General features: G+C 65.4%; 14 protein-coding genes. 7 read left to right on the top strand and 7 right to left on the bottom strand.

Features of this window, described 5'->3' with window-relative positions; genetic code table 11:
• The first annotated feature begins 17 nt into the window (after positions 1-17).
• Positions 18-740 carry an Imm52 family immunity protein gene (locus PVZ78_RS04535; protein WP_038633494.1) on the top strand — a complete coding sequence of 241 codons (723 nt, stop codon included), beginning with the start codon at positions 18-20 and terminating at the stop codon, positions 738-740.
• A 50-nt stretch (positions 741-790) separates the two neighbouring features.
• Here the strand turns inward: PVZ78_RS04535 and dhaL are convergent, their stop codons facing one another.
• The 7 genes from dhaL to PVZ78_RS04570 form a co-directional block, all read right to left on the bottom strand.
• Positions 791-1,435: a dihydroxyacetone kinase subunit DhaL gene (gene dhaL / locus PVZ78_RS04540; RefSeq protein WP_038633491.1), complete on the bottom strand. Its 645-nt coding sequence runs from the start codon at positions 1,433-1,435 to the stop codon at positions 791-793.
• A 3-nt stretch (positions 1,436-1,438) separates the two neighbouring features.
• Positions 1,439-2,440, bottom strand: a complete 1,002-nt coding sequence (locus PVZ78_RS04545; protein WP_101282776.1) for a dihydroxyacetone kinase subunit DhaK — start codon at positions 2,438-2,440, stop codon at positions 1,439-1,441.
• A 132-nt stretch (positions 2,441-2,572) separates the two neighbouring features.
• Positions 2,573-3,679 carry an erythritol/L-threitol dehydrogenase gene (locus tag PVZ78_RS04550; protein ID WP_016705338.1) on the bottom strand — a complete coding sequence of 369 codons (1,107 nt, stop codon included), beginning with the start codon at positions 3,677-3,679 and terminating at the stop codon, positions 2,573-2,575.
• Positions 3,680-3,718: 39 nt separating this feature from the next.
• Entirely contained in the window at positions 3,719-4,477 is a 759-nt protein-coding gene (locus PVZ78_RS04555) for an SDR family oxidoreductase (protein ID WP_110175595.1), read from the bottom strand.
• A gap of 146 nt (positions 4,478-4,623) precedes the next feature.
• The gene (locus PVZ78_RS04560) at positions 4,624-5,646 is read right to left on the bottom strand and encodes a substrate-binding domain-containing protein (RefSeq protein ID WP_273828279.1); all 1,023 of its coding nucleotides are present in this window, start codon (positions 5,644-5,646) and stop codon (positions 4,624-4,626) included.
• 49 nt (positions 5,647-5,695) lie between these two features.
• Positions 5,696-6,706, bottom strand: a complete 1,011-nt coding sequence (locus tag PVZ78_RS04565; RefSeq protein ID WP_273828280.1) for an ABC transporter permease — start codon at positions 6,704-6,706, stop codon at positions 5,696-5,698.
• Positions 6,703-8,190 carry a sugar ABC transporter ATP-binding protein gene (locus PVZ78_RS04570; RefSeq protein WP_110176241.1) on the bottom strand — a complete coding sequence of 496 codons (1,488 nt, stop codon included), beginning with the start codon at positions 8,188-8,190 and terminating at the stop codon, positions 6,703-6,705. The genes PVZ78_RS04565 and PVZ78_RS04570 overlap by 4 nt, the downstream gene beginning before the upstream one ends.
• 284 nt (positions 8,191-8,474) lie before the next feature.
• Here PVZ78_RS04570 and rpiB point away from each other — a divergent pair, with 284 nt between their 5' ends.
• The 6 genes from rpiB (at position 8,475) to PVZ78_RS04600 (ending at position 17,928) form a co-directional block, all read left to right on the top strand.
• Complete coding sequence (rpiB, locus tag PVZ78_RS04575) at positions 8,475-8,936, top strand: ribose 5-phosphate isomerase B (RefSeq protein WP_016705333.1); 462 nt, start codon at positions 8,475-8,477, stop codon at positions 8,934-8,936.
• 109 nt (positions 8,937-9,045) lie between these two features.
• Entirely contained in the window at positions 9,046-10,026 is a 981-nt protein-coding gene (locus PVZ78_RS04580) for a sugar-binding transcriptional regulator (protein WP_016705332.1), read from the top strand.
• Positions 10,027-10,457: 431 nt separating this feature from the next.
• Positions 10,458-12,020 (top strand): TerC family protein, encoded by a 1,563-nt coding sequence (locus PVZ78_RS04585; RefSeq protein ID WP_273828281.1) that lies wholly within the window; start codon positions 10,458-10,460, stop codon positions 12,018-12,020.
• A gap of 270 nt (positions 12,021-12,290) precedes the next feature.
• The gene (locus PVZ78_RS04590) at positions 12,291-14,402 is read left to right on the top strand and encodes a type I secretion system permease/ATPase (RefSeq protein ID WP_273828282.1); all 2,112 of its coding nucleotides are present in this window, start codon (positions 12,291-12,293) and stop codon (positions 14,400-14,402) included.
• The gene (locus PVZ78_RS04595; protein ID WP_016705329.1) at positions 14,399-15,784 is read left to right on the top strand and encodes an HlyD family type I secretion periplasmic adaptor subunit; all 1,386 of its coding nucleotides are present in this window, start codon (positions 14,399-14,401) and stop codon (positions 15,782-15,784) included. The genes PVZ78_RS04590 and PVZ78_RS04595 overlap by 4 nt, the downstream gene beginning before the upstream one ends.
• Before the next feature lie 2 nt (positions 15,785-15,786).
• Entirely contained in the window at positions 15,787-17,928 is a 2,142-nt protein-coding gene (locus PVZ78_RS04600) for a type I secretion system permease/ATPase (protein ID WP_210477586.1), read from the top strand.
• Positions 17,929-18,041: the final 113 nt, after the last annotated feature.

Genomic DNA, 18,041 nt, shown 5'->3' on the forward strand with positions numbered 1-18,041 from the left:
GACCGGATGGAGTGCTCATGGATACGTTCAAACGTTTCAATTTCAAGCTGAGCTTCGATAAGCAGAAGATTGCCCAGGTCACCGAGCAGGAACAAATCGACAGGAGCCTGGCCTTTCTCAAGGCGATAGGCGAGATCGACCCGATCCTCAAGAACTGGTTCTTATGCGCCGAAGGCAAGGATGATGGCCTGACGCACAATGTGCTCCTCGACCCGAACAGTCTGCGGCGGGAAATAGCCTCCTGGAAAGACTCGGACTTCGACGTCAACGACATGAGTTTTGTGCTGTGGAACGGGATATCCGATCCACTCAAGGGCGGGCTTTCGATCACCTATCACGCACGAAGCGGCGGCTCGTTGCCCGCGGGTATCGAGTTTTCCGAAGCCGGGACATTGGTCCGTTGCCTGCAGGATCCTCGGCAGGGCATTGTCGAATTAATGAACACGGCGGTCGGTCTCTGGCCGGAAATTTCCTGGGGCGTGGTCGCCCCCAACGAATATTTTCGCAAGCAGCGGGTGTTCCAGGACCGGCAGACCATCGGCTGGATCGGCTATTGTCCGCACCCGCTGTCGGCGGCGGACTTTCCGGAGGTCGCTGAACTGCGTCCCATCCCATCCCGGGGAACCATCGTCGTTTCCTGTCCCGGCATCATGGACGAGAAGAACGTCCAGCATGTGCAGGTAGTGGGTGACACCGATATCAAGCTGGTGGAGCTCGGGCTTTTGCCCGGACGCTATTGAGTGCCCGGGCAGGCTCGCTTTTGCAGGAGCGAGCCTGCTCGCGCAGGGCTTCAGATCAGGCGCGTCTCTATCGAGTCCGCCAGTTGCGTGAGGATCAGGCAGCAGGACACGGCGCCGGCATCCAGTACCCCCAGCGAGCGTTCGCCCAGGCGACTGGCGCGGCCGATCTTCGCCACCAGGTCGCGGGTCGAATCCCGGCCTTGGGAGGCCGCGCTTTTCATCCGCTGCAGGGCCTCCTTGAACGAGGCGCCGCCGGCCTCGGCCTGTTCGAATGCCTCCACGGCGGGAATCAGCGTATCCATCAGGCACTTGTCGCCTACTCCGGCGTCGGTGATGTCCTGCAATGAGGTCAGTCCGCCGCGCAATAGCCGGGCGAAGCGGGCAGCATCAATCTGCTGGCTGCCACGCACTTCGTCGGCCATGCCGATAAACAGGCTGCCGTAAAGCGGGCCCATGGAGCCGCCGATGCCTTCCATCAGGCTCAGGGTCAATTCGTCGAGGGCGCCGGCCAGGTCCAGCTGGCGGCCGGCGATGGCCCGGCCGCAGTGGGCGAAACCCTTGGCCATGTTGATGCCGTGGTCGCCATCGCCGATGGCGCCATCCACTTCGCTGAGGTATTCACGGTTGGCGACTATCACCGTCACCAGGTCGTTGACGATGGCGCTGCCGTCGAGGCTGGAAAAATGCTGGCTCATGGTTCACTCCGCCTGGGTCATGCCGATGGAGCGGCAGGGGTGGTCGATCAGGGTTTTCAGTTCGGCGTCCAGGCCCAGCAGGGTCAGGGTCACGCCCATCATTTCCAGGGAGGTGAAGTAATTGCCGACATAGCAACGATGGATCTTCAGGCCCCTGGCCCTGAGTTTGCGCTCGACTTCGGCGTAGAAGATATACAGCTCCATCACCGGCGTGGCGCCGAGGCCGGAGACCAGCACCACCACGCTGTCGTCGCGGCTGAAGTCGCGATCGGCGAGGATCGGCGCGAGCATGCGCTCGGCCATGGCGGCGGCGGACTCGACCGGTACAACCTGGATGCCAGGTTCGCCATGGTGGCCGATGCCCAGTTCCATCATGCCGTCGGCGATCTGGAAGTTCGGCTTGCCCACCGCGGCAATGGTGCAGGGCGTGAGACCGACCCCGATGGAACGGCACTGGTCGACGGCCTTTTGCGCGACGCCGATCACCCCGTCCAGGTCATAACCTTTGGCGGCCGCCGCGCCGCCGACTTTCCACATGAAGATCTCGCCCGCCACGCCGCGGCGTTTGCCGATCTCTTCACGGGGCGCGGAGGCCACGTCGTCGTTGGCCACCACGGTGCGGATCCGCATGTCCTTGCTGGCGGCCATCTTCATCGCCAGCTTGACGTTCATGTTGTCGCCGGCGTAGTTGCCGTACAGGCAGGCCACGCCCGCGCCCTGGTCGGCGGCGCGGAAGGCGTCGAAGAAGCTCTTGGCGGTGGGCGAGGAGAAGATTTCGCCGACCGCCACGGCGTCCACCAGGCCAGGGCCGACATAGCCGAGAAAGGCCGGCTCATGGCCGGAGCCGCCGCCAGTGACGATGCCCACCTGGCCGATCGGAGAGAGGCGGCGCTTGCGGATGACCCGTGGGTTGGCCTCGTATTGGGCCAGTTCGGGGTGGGCCAGGAGGATGCCTTGCAGCATGTCCTCGACCACCTGGTCCGGATCGTTGATCACTCGATTCATGACGCGGTTTCCTTGTTCCTGTTAGCTGCACGGCTGTGCAGTGAATCGCCGGCAAGCTCGCCTCCCGTGGAGGGAGTGGGAGAGTCCGCGGGTGCGGGCTTGTCGGCGAACCGGTTGGAAGGCAGTGGGGCCTCAGGGCTTGAGCACCACCTTCAATGATCGGTCGCCGCGCTCCATCACCGCGAAGGCCTGCTTGAAGTCGGCCAGGGCAAAGGTGTGGGTGACCACGTCGCGCATGTCGATCTTGCGCTTGCCGATAAAGTCGATGGCCCGTGGGTACATGTAGGGCCCCAGGTGCGAACCGAGCACGTCCAGTTCCTTGCGGTCGCCAATGATCGACCAGTCCACCGTGGCTTCGTCGTTGAACACGCTGAACTCGACGAAACGCCCGAGCTTGCGCAGCATCGCCAGGCCCTGGTTGACAGCCTTGTGGTGGCCGGTGGCTTCGATATAGATGTCGCAACCATAGCCGTCGGTGATCGCGCGTATCTTTTCCAGCACGTTCTCCTGGGCCGGGTTCCAGACTTCATCGGCACCCAGGCGCAGGGCCAGCTCGGCGCGCTCGGGCTTCATGTCGAGGACGATCAGGCGCTTGGGGTTGCGCATCCGCACCGCGCCGATGATGCCCAGCCCCAGGGTGCCGGCGCCGGCCACTACCACTATGTCGTCGAAACCGACGTCGGCGCGCTCGGCGGCGTGCAGCGAGCAGGCCAGGGGTTCGATGAGGATGGCTTCGTCCGGCGGAATCTCATCCGGCACTTTGTGCACGATGCCTTCCCTGGTGAAGATCATGTACTGCGCCATGGCGCCCTGGACATTGTTCTGGAAACCGTACAGGTCGTGCTTCTGGCACATCCAGTACTGGCCGTGGTTGCAGAAGCGGCAGCCCCAGCATGGCACTATCTGTTCGGAGATCACCCGGTCGCCGACCTGCACCCCGCGTTTTTCCGCGCCCGGCCCCAGGGCCACCACGCGGCAGACGAACTCATGGCCGGGGATCATCGGCGGCTTGACGTAGCGCGGCTGCTCGGCGTCGCCCCAGAAGGAGGGGGCGCCACGGTAGGTCTTGATGTCGCCCATGCAGATGCCGCACAGCTCGACCTTGGTCAGGATTTCGTCCGGGCCGGGTGTCGGCACCGGCACCTGTTCCAGGCGGTAGTCTTCGGGGCCGTGGCAGACCACGGCCTGCATGGTGCTGGGAATCTCGGGTGACAGGTGTTCGGCGGACAAGGTGGACATGGCGACGGGCCTCACTGCATGAATGGGAGTAACGCTCGATTACTGGATGCTGTAGCCGCCATCGATCACCACGTTCTCTCCGGTGATCATCTGCGCGGCGTCGCTGAGCAGGTACAGCACCAGCCCGGCGATTTCCTCGGGCTGGGCGAAACGGCCGACCGGGATCTGCGATTTGGCCCGCTCGCCCAGTTCGCCGGCCCAGGCCTTCTTGCCCAGGGCGGTCTCGACTATGGTCGGCGAGACGGCGTTGACGTTGATGCCGTGGGCGGCCCATTCCATGGCCAGGACCTTGGTCATGCCCACCACCGCGGCCTTGCTCGCGCAATAGGCCACGTGCCGGTCCAGGCCGATGACGGCGGCCTGGGAGGCGAGGTTGACGATGCGTCCGCTGCCTCGTTCGAGCATGTGCCGGGCGCAGGCCTGGGCAACGAAAAAGCTGGCCTTGAGGTTGATATCCAGGGTGGTGTCCCAGGCGTTTTCGTTGACTTCCAGGGCCTTGTCCAGCAGGGCGACGCCGGCGCTGTTGACCAGGAAATCCAGGCGCCCGAAGTACTCGGCGACCCGGTCCACGGCATGCTGCACCTGGTCCAGCTGGCGCAGGTCGAGGGCCAGCCCCAGGTGCCCGGCGCCGAGGCGGGCGGCGATCTCGACGACCTCCGGGTCGCGATCCAGCAGCGCTACCTTGGCGCCGCGCTCCACCAGCAGCGTGGCGCAGGCCAGGCCGATCCCGGCGGCGCCACCGGTGATCACCGCGCAGCGACCGCTGAGGTCGAAGGCCTGATCCCAGAATCCGGACATGATGTTGACTCCTGTATGGCAAACGAATGGCTGAAAATACCGCTGTCTCGTAGGAGCGAGGCTTGCCCGCGATGGCGGACTCATAGCCACGCATGCGTCGATTGCAAGGACGCTATCGCGGGCAAGCCTCGCTCCTACAGAGGGGGTTATTTGCTGCCGGCGACCTGCTGGTACAGGCTGTCGGCATTGCTATTGGTTACCGGCACCCACGGCAGGATGTACAGCTTGTCGGTGCCGTCTTCCCATTTCACGTCCTGGGCATAACGCTCCCAGATCACCGACTGCGGCTTGTAGTCCTTGCCGGCCAGGGTGCGCAGGGCCACGTCCAGGGCGCCCTGGGACTGGGCCTGGGCGTCTTGCAGGAAGGTGGTGACTTCGCCTTTTTTCGCCGCCTGGATCGCATCCGGCATGCCGTCGATGGAGGTCACCGGCACGTCGCTCGGCGACAGGCCGCGGGACTTCACGGCCTGCAGGGCGCCGAGGGCCATGTCGTCGTTTTGCGCGATGATCCCGGAGATGCCGCCGTTGGGGTGGGCATTGAGCCAGTCCTCGGTCAGCGACAGGGCCTCGGCGCGCGACCAGTTGGCGGTCTTCATTTCGATGACCTTGATCCCGGGGTTCTTCTTCAGCACTTCCATCTCGCCTTTCTCGCGGTCGATCTGTGCCGACTGGCCGATCGGGCCCTGGATGATCACCACGTTGCCCTTGCCCTGGAGCTTGTCGACCATGGCCTGGGCCTGCAGGCGGCCGCCCTCGACGTCATCGTTGCCGACATAGGGCACGCTGGCGCTGGCGACCTTGGTATTGGAGGCGATCACCGGAATGTCGTTTTCCTGGGCGCGGGCCACGGCGCCGACGCCGGCCTTGGTGTCGATCGGCACGAAGATGATCGCGTCGTAGCGCTGGGTGACCATGGTTTCGATCTGGTTGTTCTGGGTCAGCGCGTCGTAGTTGCCGTCGAACACGGTGATCTGCACCGTGCCGTCCTTGACCGCCGGATGCTGCTTCAACTCGCGTACCCAGTTCTGCATGAACTGGCCCTTGAGGCCGTAGACCGCGGCGCCGATCTTGTAGGGCTTGCCCTCGGCCAGGGCCATGCCGCTGGCGAGCAGGGAGGCCGTGGCCAGGGCGAACAGGGAGGTGCCAAAGGGGGTGGAGGAAAGCTTCATGGGGAGCTCCGTTATTGTTGTAGTCGTGCCATGGAAAGGACGGGGGGAGTCAACGTTTCTTCTTGCGCCAGACATCGATGAGCACCGCGAACACGATGATCAAACCCTTGGCGACTTGCTGGTAATAGGAAGACACCCCGAGCAGGTTCAGGCCGTTGTTGATCACACCGATCAACAACGCGCCGAACAGGGTGCCGACAATGCTGCCGGTGCCGCCGGAGAGGCTGGTACCGCCGATCACCACCGCGGCGATGGCGTCCAGTTCATAGGAAGTGCCGGCCTGGGGCAGGGCGGAGGTGGTGCGGGCCGAGAGCACCACGCCGGCCAGGCCCGCCAGCAGGCCCGAGACCACGTACACCGAGAACATCACCTTGCGTACGCCGATCCCTGAGGTGCGGGCGCTCTTTTCGTTGCCGCCCACCGCGTACACGTAGCGGCCGTAGGTGGTGTAGCGCAGGACCATCCAGAAGATCAGCGCGACCACGGCGAAGATCACGACCGGCACGCCCACCGGGCCGATCTTGCCGATGCCCAGGGCCAGGTAGTTGTCCGGCAGGTCGGTGACCGGGCTGCCGTCATTGAGAATGAAGGTCATGCCACGGGCGATGCTGAGCATGCCGAGGGTGGCGACAAAGGGCGGGATCGACAGGTTGGCGACCATGAAGCCGTTGACCACCCCGAGCATCGCCCCGGCGAACATCCCGGCGCTGACCGCGGCCAGCAACCCATAGCCCTGGGTGGCCACCAGGGCGCTGCACAGGCCGGCGAAGGCGAGGATCGAACCCACCGAGAGGTCGATGCCCTTGGTCAGGATCACGTAGGTCATGCCCACCGCGAGAATGCCGTTGATCGAGGTCTGGCGCAGGATGTCCATCCAGTTGCGCCAGGTCATGAAGTACTCGCTGGCAAAGGCCATGACCACGCACAGCAGGATGAAAACCAGCGGCAGGCCGAAGCGGTCGAGGGCCAGGCGCAGGCGGCTGCGGGGTGCCGGGCCGACGGCGGTGGAGGCGGTGGCGGCGGGTGTGGCGGCAGGGGGGACAAGGGTCTTGGCGTTCATGAGGCGAGACTCAGCAGGGCTTCCTGGGAAAGAGCGGTATCGGTGCTGATGGTGACCAGGCGGCCACCCTTGAACACCGCGATGCGATCGCTCAGGTGGAGCAGTTCCGGGGCTTCGGACGAGACCACTATGGCCGCGCCGCCAGCCCGCACGAACTCGTCCAGCAGGTGGTAGATCTCCTGCTTGGCGCCTTCGTCGATGCCTCGGGTCGGTTCGTCGCACAGCAGGCACACCGGCTGGGTCGACAGGCACTTGGCGAGCACCACCTTCTGCTGGTTGCCGCCGCTCATGGAGGCCACCGGCAGATCCAGGGAGGAGATCTTGATCTGCAGGCGCTTGACCATGTCCCGGGCCAGCGCCTGTTCCTTGCGGGCGTTGATCAGCGACCAGCTCGACAGCTGCCGGTAGGCCGACAGGGCAATGTTGGACAGGATGCTGCTACTGAGCACCAGGCCGCTGTCCTTGCGGTCTTCGGTGACCAGCGACAGGCCGGCGCGAATGGTCGCCGCCGGTACGCCGACCGGCAGCGGCCGGCCTTGCAGGCTGACCGTGCCGGCGTCGGGTTCGGTGAGGCCATAGAGGCAGTTGAGGAATTCGCTGCGGCCCGAGCCCATCAAGCCGTAGATGCCGAGGATCTCGCCCTGGCGCAGTTGCAGGCTGATGTCCTGGAACTCGCCGTCGCGGCTCAGTCCCTGGACTTCCAGGCAATTGTGCGCCGCGCATTCGCGCCCGACCTTGTGGTCGATGCGTTGCAGTTCCTGGCCGACGATGCCGCGCACCAGGTGGGCGCGATCGATGTCGGCCATGCGCCCGCTTTCGACGAAGGCGCCGTCGCGGAAGATGCTGTAGTCGTCGGCGATCTGCGCCAGCTCGCTCAAGCGGTGCGAGACATAGACGATCCCGGCGCCGCGGGCGGTGAGGCGGCGGATGGCCTTGAACAGGGTCTCGGCTTCGCGCTCGCCGATGGCCGAGGTCGGCTCGTCCATGATCATCACCTGGCAGTCATGGCTGAAGGCCTTGGCGATTTCCACCAGTTGCACCTGGGCCACGCTCAAGCGGTGCATGGGGCTGTCGGGGTCGACCTCGAACTCCAGGCTTTCCAGCAGCTCGCGGGTGCGCCGGTTGAGGGCCTTGCGGTCGACGATGCAGCCGGCGCGGCGCGGTTCACGGCCGAGCCAGATGTTCTCGGCGACGCTCATGTAGGGAATCGGTTCCAGCTCCTGGGTGATCATCGCCACCCCGGCGGCCAGCGCCTCGCCGGGGCGATTGAACTGCACCGGGCGACCGTTGAGCGCAATGCTGCCGGCGTCACGCTGGGTGATGCCCATCAGGATGCTGAGGAAGGTGGATTTGCCGGCGCCGTTGCCGCCGCACAGGGCATGCACGCTGCCGGCACGCAGGGCGAGGCGGCCATCGCGCAGGGCAGGGATCCCGGCATAGGCCTTGGCGACATGTTCAGCCTGGAGCAGTAATGGCGTGGCCATCGGCGTGTCCTCGTGCTGTGAATTCTTATTAGGTCGCAGAGTCATGTTTCGCTGTGATCATATGTGTATCAAATGAAATTCTGATCAGTCAATCTCTTTCACGGTAAATCTGTATCGGCGGTCACTCGTGCATTCGTAACCCTTTGTGTAGGGCTTTGACTCGGCTGTCAGGTAAATCCTGCTTGACAGTCAGGGGGTGAATGCCTGAGAAATGGCTGAACAAAGTTTCATATAGTGATCATATGATCAGTCTTGCTCTCACCCAGACAGCGGAGCGAAATGCCATGAACACAGCCTTTTCAGTGGCCATCGGATGTGATGAAGCGGGTTTCGAGCTCAAGGAGTTGCTCAAGCGCCATATCGAGACCCTGGGCCATCCGGTGGAGGACTTCGGCACCCATTCCCTGGAACCGGTGCTCTATCCGGACATTGCCCTGGCGGTGGCCACGGCCATCGGCGCCGGGCATCACCGCCTGGGGGTGCTGGTCTGCGGCACGGGCATCGGCATGGCCATCTCGGCCAACAAGGTGCCGGGCATCCGCGCGGCCCAGGCCCACGACACCTATTCGGCCGAGCGCGCACGCAAGAGCAACGATGCACAGATTCTCTCCATCGGCGCGCGGGTGGTGGGGGCCGAGCTGGCCAAGAGCATCGTCAAGTCGTTCCTCGAGTCGGAGTTCGAGTCCGCGCGCTCGGGGGCCAAGGTCGAGCGGATCAACGCCATCGAGCGCGACGGCCACCGGTAGGCGCCGGCTGCCGTGGAGCCCGCTGCCCATGGGGCAGAACCGGCTGTAGACGCGACCTGCATCGACTAGAGAGAATGCGCCTTTGATGCCCATACGGAAGCCAGTCCACATGAGTGACAGTACCCCGCGCGGAGCCAGCGACATCGATCTGATGACCGAGGTGGCGATGCTCTATTACCTTGAGAACGTCACTCAGGAGGCCATCGCCAAGCGCTTCGACCTGTCCCGGGCCAAGGTCAGCCGCCTGCTCAAGCGCGCGCGGGACGAAGGCATAGTCGAGGTCCGGGTGTTGCAGCATCCGGCGATGAACAACGAGCTGGAGCAGGCGCTGGTGGAGCGCTTCCAGCTGGACCGGGCGCTGATCGCGGTCGACCACAGCGACCCCGACACCCAGCGCTCGGCGGTGGCCAGCCTGGTGGCCAACTACCTGAACAAGACCCTGAGCGACGGCATGATCGTCGCCGTCGGCATGGGCCGCAATGTCGGCGCGGTGGCCGACAACGTGTTCCTGCCGGTGACCCGCAACTGCACCTTCGTCTGCGCCATCGGCGGCTCGTTGCGCGCTGGCGAGTACATGAACCCCGACCATATCTGCCGGCGCCTGGCCCTGCGTTTCGGCGCGGAAAGCGAAACCCTGTACGCCCCGGCGCTGGTGGCCAACCCGGAACTGCGCAGCGTGCTGATCAGCAACGACACCGTGCGTTCGACCCTGGACCGCGCCCGGCGCGCCGACATCGCGCTGATCGGCATCGGCGACATGAGCGAGAACAGCAACATGGTGCGCATGGGCTGGTTCTCGCCCCAGGAAATCGCCCAGGCGCGGCTGTCCGGAACCGTGGGCGACATGATGGGCTACGACTTCATCGACATTCATGGCCAGCCGGCGGTCAACGCCATCCAGGGCCGGGTGATCGGCCTGACCGTGCAGGAGTTGGTGCGCATTCCCGATGTGGTGGCCATCGCCAGTGAGAACACCAAGGCCGCCGCGACTCTGGGCGCCTTGCGTTCCGGAGTGATCAACACCCTGGCGACCACCGTGACCAATGCCCATACCATCCTCGCGTTGGACGATGCGACCCGTAAGGGCTGAGGTCGCCAGAGCGCTTCACGGGCCAGCCTGCTCCTGCAAAAGATGGCCTTTGCAGGCGTGGGCCGGTTCGCGATAACGCTGGCCCAGGCAGTGCCCGATAAGATCTTGAAATGATTTCCCGATAGGAAATCTCCCTTGAGGTTGTAGGATTCAAGTCCGTTTTTCTTCACAGGACTTGCATGAACACCCTCTCGGAGCCTCCCAGTCGTCCCTGTTCCCGGACGCCTCATTCTTTCCCCGCTCGATCCGCCTTACGGCGCCTTTCGCCCGTCATAAGGCGCAGCCGTTACCCCGAACCTGCTGTTTTGCGCTGCTCGCCGCCGGTTGTCGCAACCGTTGGGCGCTGGCCTGCGTTCGCCGTTCCAAGGCCTTGTGGCCTTGCCTTGCCGTGCCCGGCTGTCTGATTTCACTGGAGAGATAGAGTCGTTTTTATGGAATGGATAATGGACCCCACGGCCTGGCTTGGCCTGTTGACCCTGATCGTGCTGGAGCTGGTGCTGGGTATCGACAACCTGGTGTTTATCGCGATCCTTGCGGACAAGTTGCCGCCCCATCAGCGTGACCGCGCGCGGATCATCGGCCTGTCCCTGGCGCTGATCATGCGCCTGGGCCTGCTGGCGAGCATTTCCTGGTTGGTGACCCTGACCGCGCCGCTGTTCGAGGTGTTCGGCAAGAGCTTCTCCGGCCGTGACCTGATCATGCTGTTCGGCGGTGTGTTTCTGTTGTTCAAGGCCACCATGGAGTTGCATGAACGCCTGGAAGGCCATGTCAGCCAGCGCGCCGGCAACGCCGCTTACGCGCTGTTCTGGCCGATCGTGGCGCAGATCGTGGTGCTCGATGCGGTGTTCTCCCTGGACGCGGTGATCACCGCCGTGGGCATGGTCGACGAACTGGCGGTGATGATGATCGCGGTGATCATTTCCATCGGCTTGATGATTGTCGCCAGCAAGCCGCTGACCCGCTTCGTCAACGCCCATCCGACGGTGATCATGCTGTGCCTGGGCTTCTTGATGATGATCGGTTTTGCCCTGACTGCCGAAGGCCTGGGTTTCCACATTCCCAAAGGCTACCTGTACGCGGCCATCGGCTTCTCGATCCTGATCGAGCTGTTCAACCAGATCGCCCGTGCCCGTCGCAAGAAATCCATGCAGGGCCTGCGGCCGATGCGTGAGCGCACGGCCCATGCGGTGATGCGCCTGCTGGGCGGTCGCCAGCTGGCGGTGGAGGAGGTGGGCGAGGAGATCGTCGACCTGCTGGACAATGGCCAAGCGCCGAGCGCCGAGCTGTTCGACCGCCGCGAGCGGGTGATGATCAGTGGCGTGCTGCAACTGGCCGAACGGCCGATCCGCAGCCTGATGACCGTGCGCGCCGACGTCGACTACATCGACCTGGCCGACGATGCCGAAGCCATCCGCAACAAGCTGATGCATTCGTCCTACTCGCGCCTGCCGCTGATTCGCGACGGCGCGGTGGAAGAGCCGCTGGGCTTCGTGCACAAGAAGGAACTGCTCAAGGAATACCTGGCCGGTAACGAGCCGAACCTGGAGCACCTGGCGCGCACGGCGATCAACCTGCTGGACAGCTTCTCGATCCTCAACGCCCTGGAACAGATGCGCAAGGCCTCGACCCACATCGCGTTCGTGATCAACGAATTCGGCGATTTCGTCGGCGTGCTGAGCATGACCGACATCCTCGAATCCATCGCCGGCGAGCTGCCCGACGCCAGCGAAATCGAAGGCCCGGACATTGTCGAAGAGCAGGGCGGTTTCATGGTCAGCGGTGCCTTGAACCTGGCGCAGATTCGCCAGCGCACCGGCTTCAACGCCGAAGCCACCGAGGACTACCAGACCCTGGCCGGGCTGGTGATGAGCCTGCTGGACCGCTTGCCGGTGATTGGCGACCGGCTGCAATGGCAGGACTGGACGCTGCAGGTGGTGACGGTGGAAGAGCGGCGGGTGACCCGGGTGCTGATGCACAGGCCGGACGCCGCCTGAGCCATGAGCTGACAGAAAGCCGGACGCGAGTCCGGCTTTTTTTTGCCCGGAACATGACCGGCCGCCCGGGCCCAAGGCGGCGTTGCGGTTGATTAAGTTTTGCTTAAAAGCTTTCAACCCCGTGGCTGATTATCATTCCCGGACAGCTGCCGCAGACTGGTTTCGTATCTCCATGCACCCTTGTTCTTGCCGCGAGGGTCTTGAAACGAGTGGTCTATGTCAGTCAATCCCGCAATACCCCCGCAGCCAGTCCCTGTCGAATGCCCCGCCATGGCGGAGCTCTCCGCCACGGCTGCCGTCCATTCGGCCCTGGCCTGTTGCCACCTGCTGCTGCAACTGACCCAGGAGCGGGCGCCACAGGCCGCCGACCCGGGAAACGAGCGCGACCTGCGCCGGGCGCTCAAGGACTACGCCCGGGGCGCCGGCGTCGATCTGCGCCTGGAGCGTCTGGCGCTGGCCCGGCTGAGCCCGAAGATGCTGCCCCTGGTCTGGCGCGACCGCAGCGGCGCTTTCATCCTGCTGGCCCGGCTGTCCGACGCGCAGGCCCTGGTGCAGCGACCTGCAGCCCATACCCCGGATGTGCTCGATCGCACGCAGTTGGCCGAAGAGTGGAGCGGCGAGGTGATTCGCCTGCGCCAGGGCGGCCTGCGTTTTGATCTGTCCTGGTTCGTTCCGGAGCTGCTGCGCCACCGGCGGATACTCGGCGAAGTGCTGCTGTGCTCGTTGCTGCTGCAAGTGCTGGCCCTGGCAACGCCGTTGTTCTTCCAGGCGGTGATGGACAAGGTCATGGTGCACCGGGCGCTGTCGACCCTCGACGTGCTGGTGATGACCCTGGTGGTGGTCGGCCTGTTCGAGGTGCTGCTCAAGGGCTTGCGCGAATACCTCTCGGCGCACACCGCCAATCGCATCGATATCGGCCTTGGGGTCAAGCTGTTCCGCCACCTGCTCGGCCTGCCGCTGCTGTACTTCAAGCAGCGCCAGGTAGGCGCGATCATCACTCGGGTGCAGGAACTGGACAGCATCCGTGAGTTCCTCACCGGCTCCCTGCTGACCCTCTGTGTGGATGTGGCCTTCACCCTGGTGTTTTTCGCGGTCATGGCCTGGATCTCCTGGCCGCTGACGCTGCTGGTGCTGCTGACCCTGCCGCTGTATGTGCTGCTGGCCTGGGCCAGCAGCGGCCCGCTGGAGAAACGCATCGAGCGGCAGTTCTACAGCGCCGCGCGCAACACGGCCTTTCTCAATGAAAGCGTGAGCAGCAGCGAAACCATCAAGAGCCTGGCGGTGGAGCCGCGCATGCAGCGGCGCTGGGAGGCGCAGACGGCGGAGATGGTCGAGGCCGGTTTTGCCAGCCAGACCCTGGGCAGCGCGATCAGCCAGATGGTCACGCTGTTGCAGAAAGTCACGGCGGTGGCGGTGATCTGCTGGGGGGCGAGCAAGGTCATCGACCTGCAGATGAGCATTGGCCAATTGATCGCCTTCAACATGATGCTGTCCCACGTCAGCCAGCCCCTGGCCAAGCTGATCGAGGTCTGGCAGCAGTTCGTCCGGGTGCGGGTGTCGGTGGACAAGCTGGGCGACATGCTCAACCTGCCGGTGGAGCAGGCCGAGGGTGACCAGCGCCCGGCGCAGGCCTTGCGCGGCGAGGTGCGCATCGAGCAGGTGAGGTTCCGCTACCGCCCGGAACTGGAGCTGGTGCTGCGTGGCCTGGACCTGCATATCGCCGCCGGCCAGACCCTGGGCATCGTCGGGCCGTCGGGGTCGGGCAAGAGCACGCTGACCCGCCTGCTGCAAAAACTCTACACCCCGGATGCCGGGCGCATCCTGATTGACGGCATGCCGCTGCAACAGCTGCAACCGGCCTGGTTGCGCAGCCAGATCGGCGTGGTGCTGCAGGAAAACTACCTGTTCAACCGCAGCGTGCGGCACAACATCGCCTTGCGCCATCCCACGGCCTCCCTGGAAAGCGTGATCGCCGCGGCGCGCCTGGCCGGCGCCCATGATTTCATCCTGCGCCTGCCGCTGGGCTACGACACGGTGCTGGCCGAGGCCGGCAGCTCGCTGTCCGGTGGCCAGCGGCAACGCATCGCCATTGCCCGCGCGTTGATGGGCGACCCGCGGATCCTGATTTTCGACGAGGCCACCAGCGCCCTGGACGACGAATCCCAGGCGCTGATCCAGGACAACATGGCGCGCATCGCCGAAGGCCGCACGGTGATCATCATCGCCCACCGCCTGTCCGCGGTACGCCATTGCCAACGCATCATCGCCCTGGAGCAGGGGCGTATCAGCGAGTCGGGCAGCCATCATGAACTGCTGGCCAACGGCGGCTGTTATGCGCGCTTGTGGGCGCTGCAACAGGCGCTGCGCACGGAGGCCGAATGATGCGTGGCTTATTGATCCCCTTGCGACGCGCCTGGCAGCAGCTGCGCGAGGCGCCGGCGCTGCTCAAACGCAGCCGCGACGAATACGAGTTCCAGCCCGGTTACCTGGAGATCGTCGAGCGCCCGCCCGCGCCGTGGGCCCGGGGTACGGCACTGCTGTTGATCCTGTCGATCCTGTTGGCCCTGGGCTGGGCGATCCTCGGTTTCCTCGACATTCACGCCAGCGCGGCCGGGCGCCTGATGGTCTCCAGCTACACCAAGGTGATCCAGGCCCATGAGGCCGGCGAAGTGCGGGCCATCCACGTGCGTGACGGGCAGCGGGTCAAGGCTGGCGACGTGCTGGTGGCGCTGAACCCGATCGGCATCGACGCCGAGTTGAGCGAGTTGCGTGCGCAACTGGCGTTCAAGCGCCTGGAGTTGGCCCGGGCGCGCGCGCTGCTGACCCCGGACCCGCTGGGCAGCTACCAGGCGCCGGACGGCCTGGACGCGGAACAGCTCGCGGCGGCGCGGGAGCAGTTGGCGAGCACCTGGAAGGAGATCCGCGCCAACCTCGACAGCCTCAATGCCGAGATCGCCATCAACCAGGCCAGCCAGCAGGCCCGCAACAGCGAGATCGCCGCCCTGGGCAAGCTGGCCAGCAACGTCCGCCGGCGCCTCGATGCGCGGCGGGCGATGGCGGCCGAACAGTTGATGCCCCGGGTCGAATTGCTCGAGCAGGAAAAGGAGCAACTGGAGGTCGAGCGTTCCCTGGCCCAGCAACATGCCGAGCTGCAGGTGCTCAAGGCCCAGGCGCAGAACCGCCGGGAGCAGCGCGACAGCTTCCTGGCCAGGACCCAGCGCGAGCAGCACGACCTGCTCAACCGCAGCCACCAGGATGTCGCCGTGCTTGAACAGCAACTGATCCGCGGCCGCGACCGGCAGCGCCTGCAAACCCTGCTGGCGCCGGTGGACGGGGTGGTCCAGCAACTGGCGGTGCATACCCTGGGCGGCGCGGTGCAACCGGCGCAGCAACTGCTGGTGATCGTGCCCGAGGGGGCCGAGCTGGATGCCGAGGTCATGGTGTTGAACAAGGACGTCGGTTTCGTCAGGGCCGGCCAGCCGGTGGAGATCAAGGTCGACGCCTTTCCCTACACCCGCTACGGCACCTTGCGCGGCACGGTCGAGCATGTCTCCGGCGACGCCATCAAGGATGAACAGCTGGGCCTGGTGTTCCCGACGCGGATCCGCCTGGAGCGCGCCGCGATCGCCGCGGGGCAGGGGTGGATGCCCTTGCAGGCCGGGATGAGCGTGACCGGCGAGATCCGCACGGGCGAACGGCGGGTGATCAATTACCTGCTGAGCCCGATTCGCGAGTATCAGTCCGAAGCGTTGCGGGAGCGTTGAGCATGACCACCGCCTTCAATCCCGCGGCCGAACAGTCGCCGACTGTCCTTGATACCGGCCTGCACGCCCTGGCCTGGGCCGCCCGGCGGTTCGACCTGAGCATCAGCGCGGCGCAACTGAACCACCGCCTGGGGCGGGTCGAGGGCCTGGCCGACAGCCTCGACCTGCGGCGCTGCGCCGGCTGGATCGGCCTGCGGGCGCGGGCGGTGCAAAGCCAGGTGCAGCGCTTGCAGCACCTGCCGTTGCCGGCGCTGCTGGAAACCAGCCAGGGCTGGGCGGTGCTGGACGCGGTGGATGGCGACCAGGTGCGGCTGTTCTGGCCGTTGCAGGGGCAGTGCCAGAGCTTGTCTCGCGAGGAGCTGGCAGCGCTCTGGCAGGGCCAGGTGCTGCTGCTCGCCGAGCGGCATGTCGAGCCCAAGGCGCGCGGTTTTGGCATCGGCTGGTTCCTGCCCTCGATCCTCAAGCACGGGCGGCAGTTTCGCAGCGTGCTGCTGGTGTCGCTGATGCTGCAACTGGTGGCGCTGGTCACGCCGCTGCTGTTCGAGAACATCATCGACCGGGTCCTGGTCAGCCGCGGCTTGTCCAGCCTGCAGGTGCTGGGCATCGCCATGCTGGCCCTGGCGCTGTTCGAACCGCTGTTCGGCCTGCTGCGTTCCTGGCTGTTCAGCAACGTGGCGAGCCGGATCAACGCCGAATTGTCCGCGCGCCTGTACCAGCATCTGATCCAGCTGCCGCTGGGTTACTTCCAGGGCCGGCAGACCGGCGAGATCATCGCCCGGGTCGGCGAGATGCAGCAGATCCGCCAGTTCCTCACCGGCTCGGCCCTGACCCTGGTGCTGGACCTGGCCTTCTGCGGGCTGTTCATCGCCGTGATGTATGCCTACGCACCGCTGCTGACCTGGGTGGTGGTCGGCTCCCTGGCCTTGTACTTCCTGTTCTGGCTGTGCGTGGGGCCCTTGCTGCGCAGCCGGGCCTTGCGCGAATACGAGTTGAACGCGGCCAACACCGCCTTTCTCACCGAGGCCGTGACCGGCATCGAGACCATCAAGACCGGGGCCATCGAAGGCGGCTTCCAGCAGCAGTGGCAACGCCAGCTGGCGGCCTATGTGCGCGCGGCGTTCCACACCCGCATCGTCGGCATCTGGGCCGGGCAGGGCATTGGCGTGATCCAGAAACTCACCGCGGCGCTGTTGCTGTGGTGGGGGGTGATGCTGGTGCTGGACGGCCAGTTGAGCCCCGGCCAACTGGTGGCCTTCAACATGCTGGCCGGCCATGTGGTGGAGCCGATCCTGCGCCTGGCCCAGGTCTGGCAGGACTTCCAGCACACCCTGATTTCCCTGCGGCGCCTGGGCGACATTCTCGACACCGAGTGCGAAAGCGGCAGCGGCGGCCTGGCCTCGGTGCCGGCGCTGCAGGGCGGGGTGAGTTTCCAGGGCGTGCGCTTTCGTTATGAGGAGGACGGCCAGGAGATCCTGCGCAGCCTCGACCTGGAGATCCAGCCGGGGGAGTTCGTCGGCATCACCGGGCCTTCCGGTTCCGGCAAGTCGACCCTGACGCGCCTGTTGCAGCGCCTCTATGTGCCGCAGCACGGCCGGGTGCTGGTGGACGGCATCGACCTGGCCATCGCCGACCCGGTGGCCCTGCGCCGCAACATGAGCGTGGTGCTGCAGGAAAGCGTGCTGTTCGCCGGCAGCGTGGCCGAGAACATCCGCCTGTGCCGGCCCCAGGCCAGCGATGCCGAGGTGCAGCACGCCGCCAGCCTGGCGGGGGCGGCGACCTTTATCGAGGCCCTGGCCCAGGGCTACGAGACCCAGGTCGGCGAGCGCGGCGGCCAGCTTTCCGGCGGCCAGCGCCAGCGCATCGCCCTGGCCCGGGCCCTGCTGAGCAACCCCGGGATCCTGCTCCTGGACGAAGCCACCAGCGCCCTGGACTACGAGTCGGAAGCGGCGGTGATGGCCAACCTGCAAGGCATCGCCCAGGGCCGCACGGTGATCAGCGTGGCCCACCGGCTCAATACCCTGCGCCACGCCGACCGGATCCTGGTCATCGACCAGGGCCGGGTGCTCGAACAGGGCACCCACGAACAGCTGCTCGCCCTGGACGGGCTGTATGCCCGGCAGTGGGCCTTGCAGATGAAGGATTGAACCCACTGACAGGAGTACGCACGAACCAGGCATGCCTCCCCACCCCGGATATCTACCCCGGAGATTCATCCCGGGGACTCATCCCGATAGGCAGCCTTTCGCGGCGCGAAGGG

It is taken from the genome of Pseudomonas sp. SBT1-2, assembly GCF_028640875.1.
GTDB classification, from domain to species: domain Bacteria; phylum Pseudomonadota; class Gammaproteobacteria; order Pseudomonadales; family Pseudomonadaceae; genus Aquipseudomonas; species Aquipseudomonas chlororaphis_I.

Coding starts and splice junctions, on each gene's coding strand:
- PVZ78_RS04580 (WP_016705332.1), top strand. CDS start 9,046: ATGAGTGACAGTACCCCGCGCGGAGCCAGCGACATCGATCTGATGACC.
- PVZ78_RS04595 (WP_016705329.1), top strand. CDS start 14,399: ATGATGCGTGGCTTATTGATCCCCTTGCGACGCGCCTGGCAGCAGCTG.
- rpiB (WP_016705333.1), top strand. CDS start 8,475: ATGAACACAGCCTTTTCAGTGGCCATCGGATGTGATGAAGCGGGTTTC.
- dhaL (WP_038633491.1), bottom strand. CDS start 1,435: ATGAGCCAGCATTTTTCCAGCCTCGACGGCAGCGCCATCGTCAACGAC.
- PVZ78_RS04535 (WP_038633494.1), top strand. CDS start 18: ATGGATACGTTCAAACGTTTCAATTTCAAGCTGAGCTTCGATAAGCAG.
- PVZ78_RS04550 (WP_016705338.1), bottom strand. CDS start 3,679: ATGTCCACCTTGTCCGCCGAACACCTGTCACCCGAGATTCCCAGCACC.
- PVZ78_RS04545 (WP_101282776.1), bottom strand. CDS start 2,440: ATGAATCGAGTGATCAACGATCCGGACCAGGTGGTCGAGGACATGCTG.
- PVZ78_RS04565 (WP_273828280.1), bottom strand. CDS start 6,706: ATGAACGCCAAGACCCTTGTCCCCCCTGCCGCCACACCCGCCGCCACC.
- PVZ78_RS04555 (WP_110175595.1), bottom strand. CDS start 4,477: ATGTCCGGATTCTGGGATCAGGCCTTCGACCTCAGCGGTCGCTGCGCG.
- PVZ78_RS04570 (WP_110176241.1), bottom strand. CDS start 8,190: ATGGCCACGCCATTACTGCTCCAGGCTGAACATGTCGCCAAGGCCTAT.
- PVZ78_RS04560 (WP_273828279.1), bottom strand. CDS start 5,646: ATGAAGCTTTCCTCCACCCCCTTTGGCACCTCCCTGTTCGCCCTGGCC.
- PVZ78_RS04590 (WP_273828282.1), top strand. CDS start 12,291: ATGGCGGAGCTCTCCGCCACGGCTGCCGTCCATTCGGCCCTGGCCTGT.
- PVZ78_RS04585 (WP_273828281.1), top strand. CDS start 10,458: ATGGAATGGATAATGGACCCCACGGCCTGGCTTGGCCTGTTGACCCTG.
- PVZ78_RS04600 (WP_210477586.1), top strand. CDS start 15,787: ATGACCACCGCCTTCAATCCCGCGGCCGAACAGTCGCCGACTGTCCTT.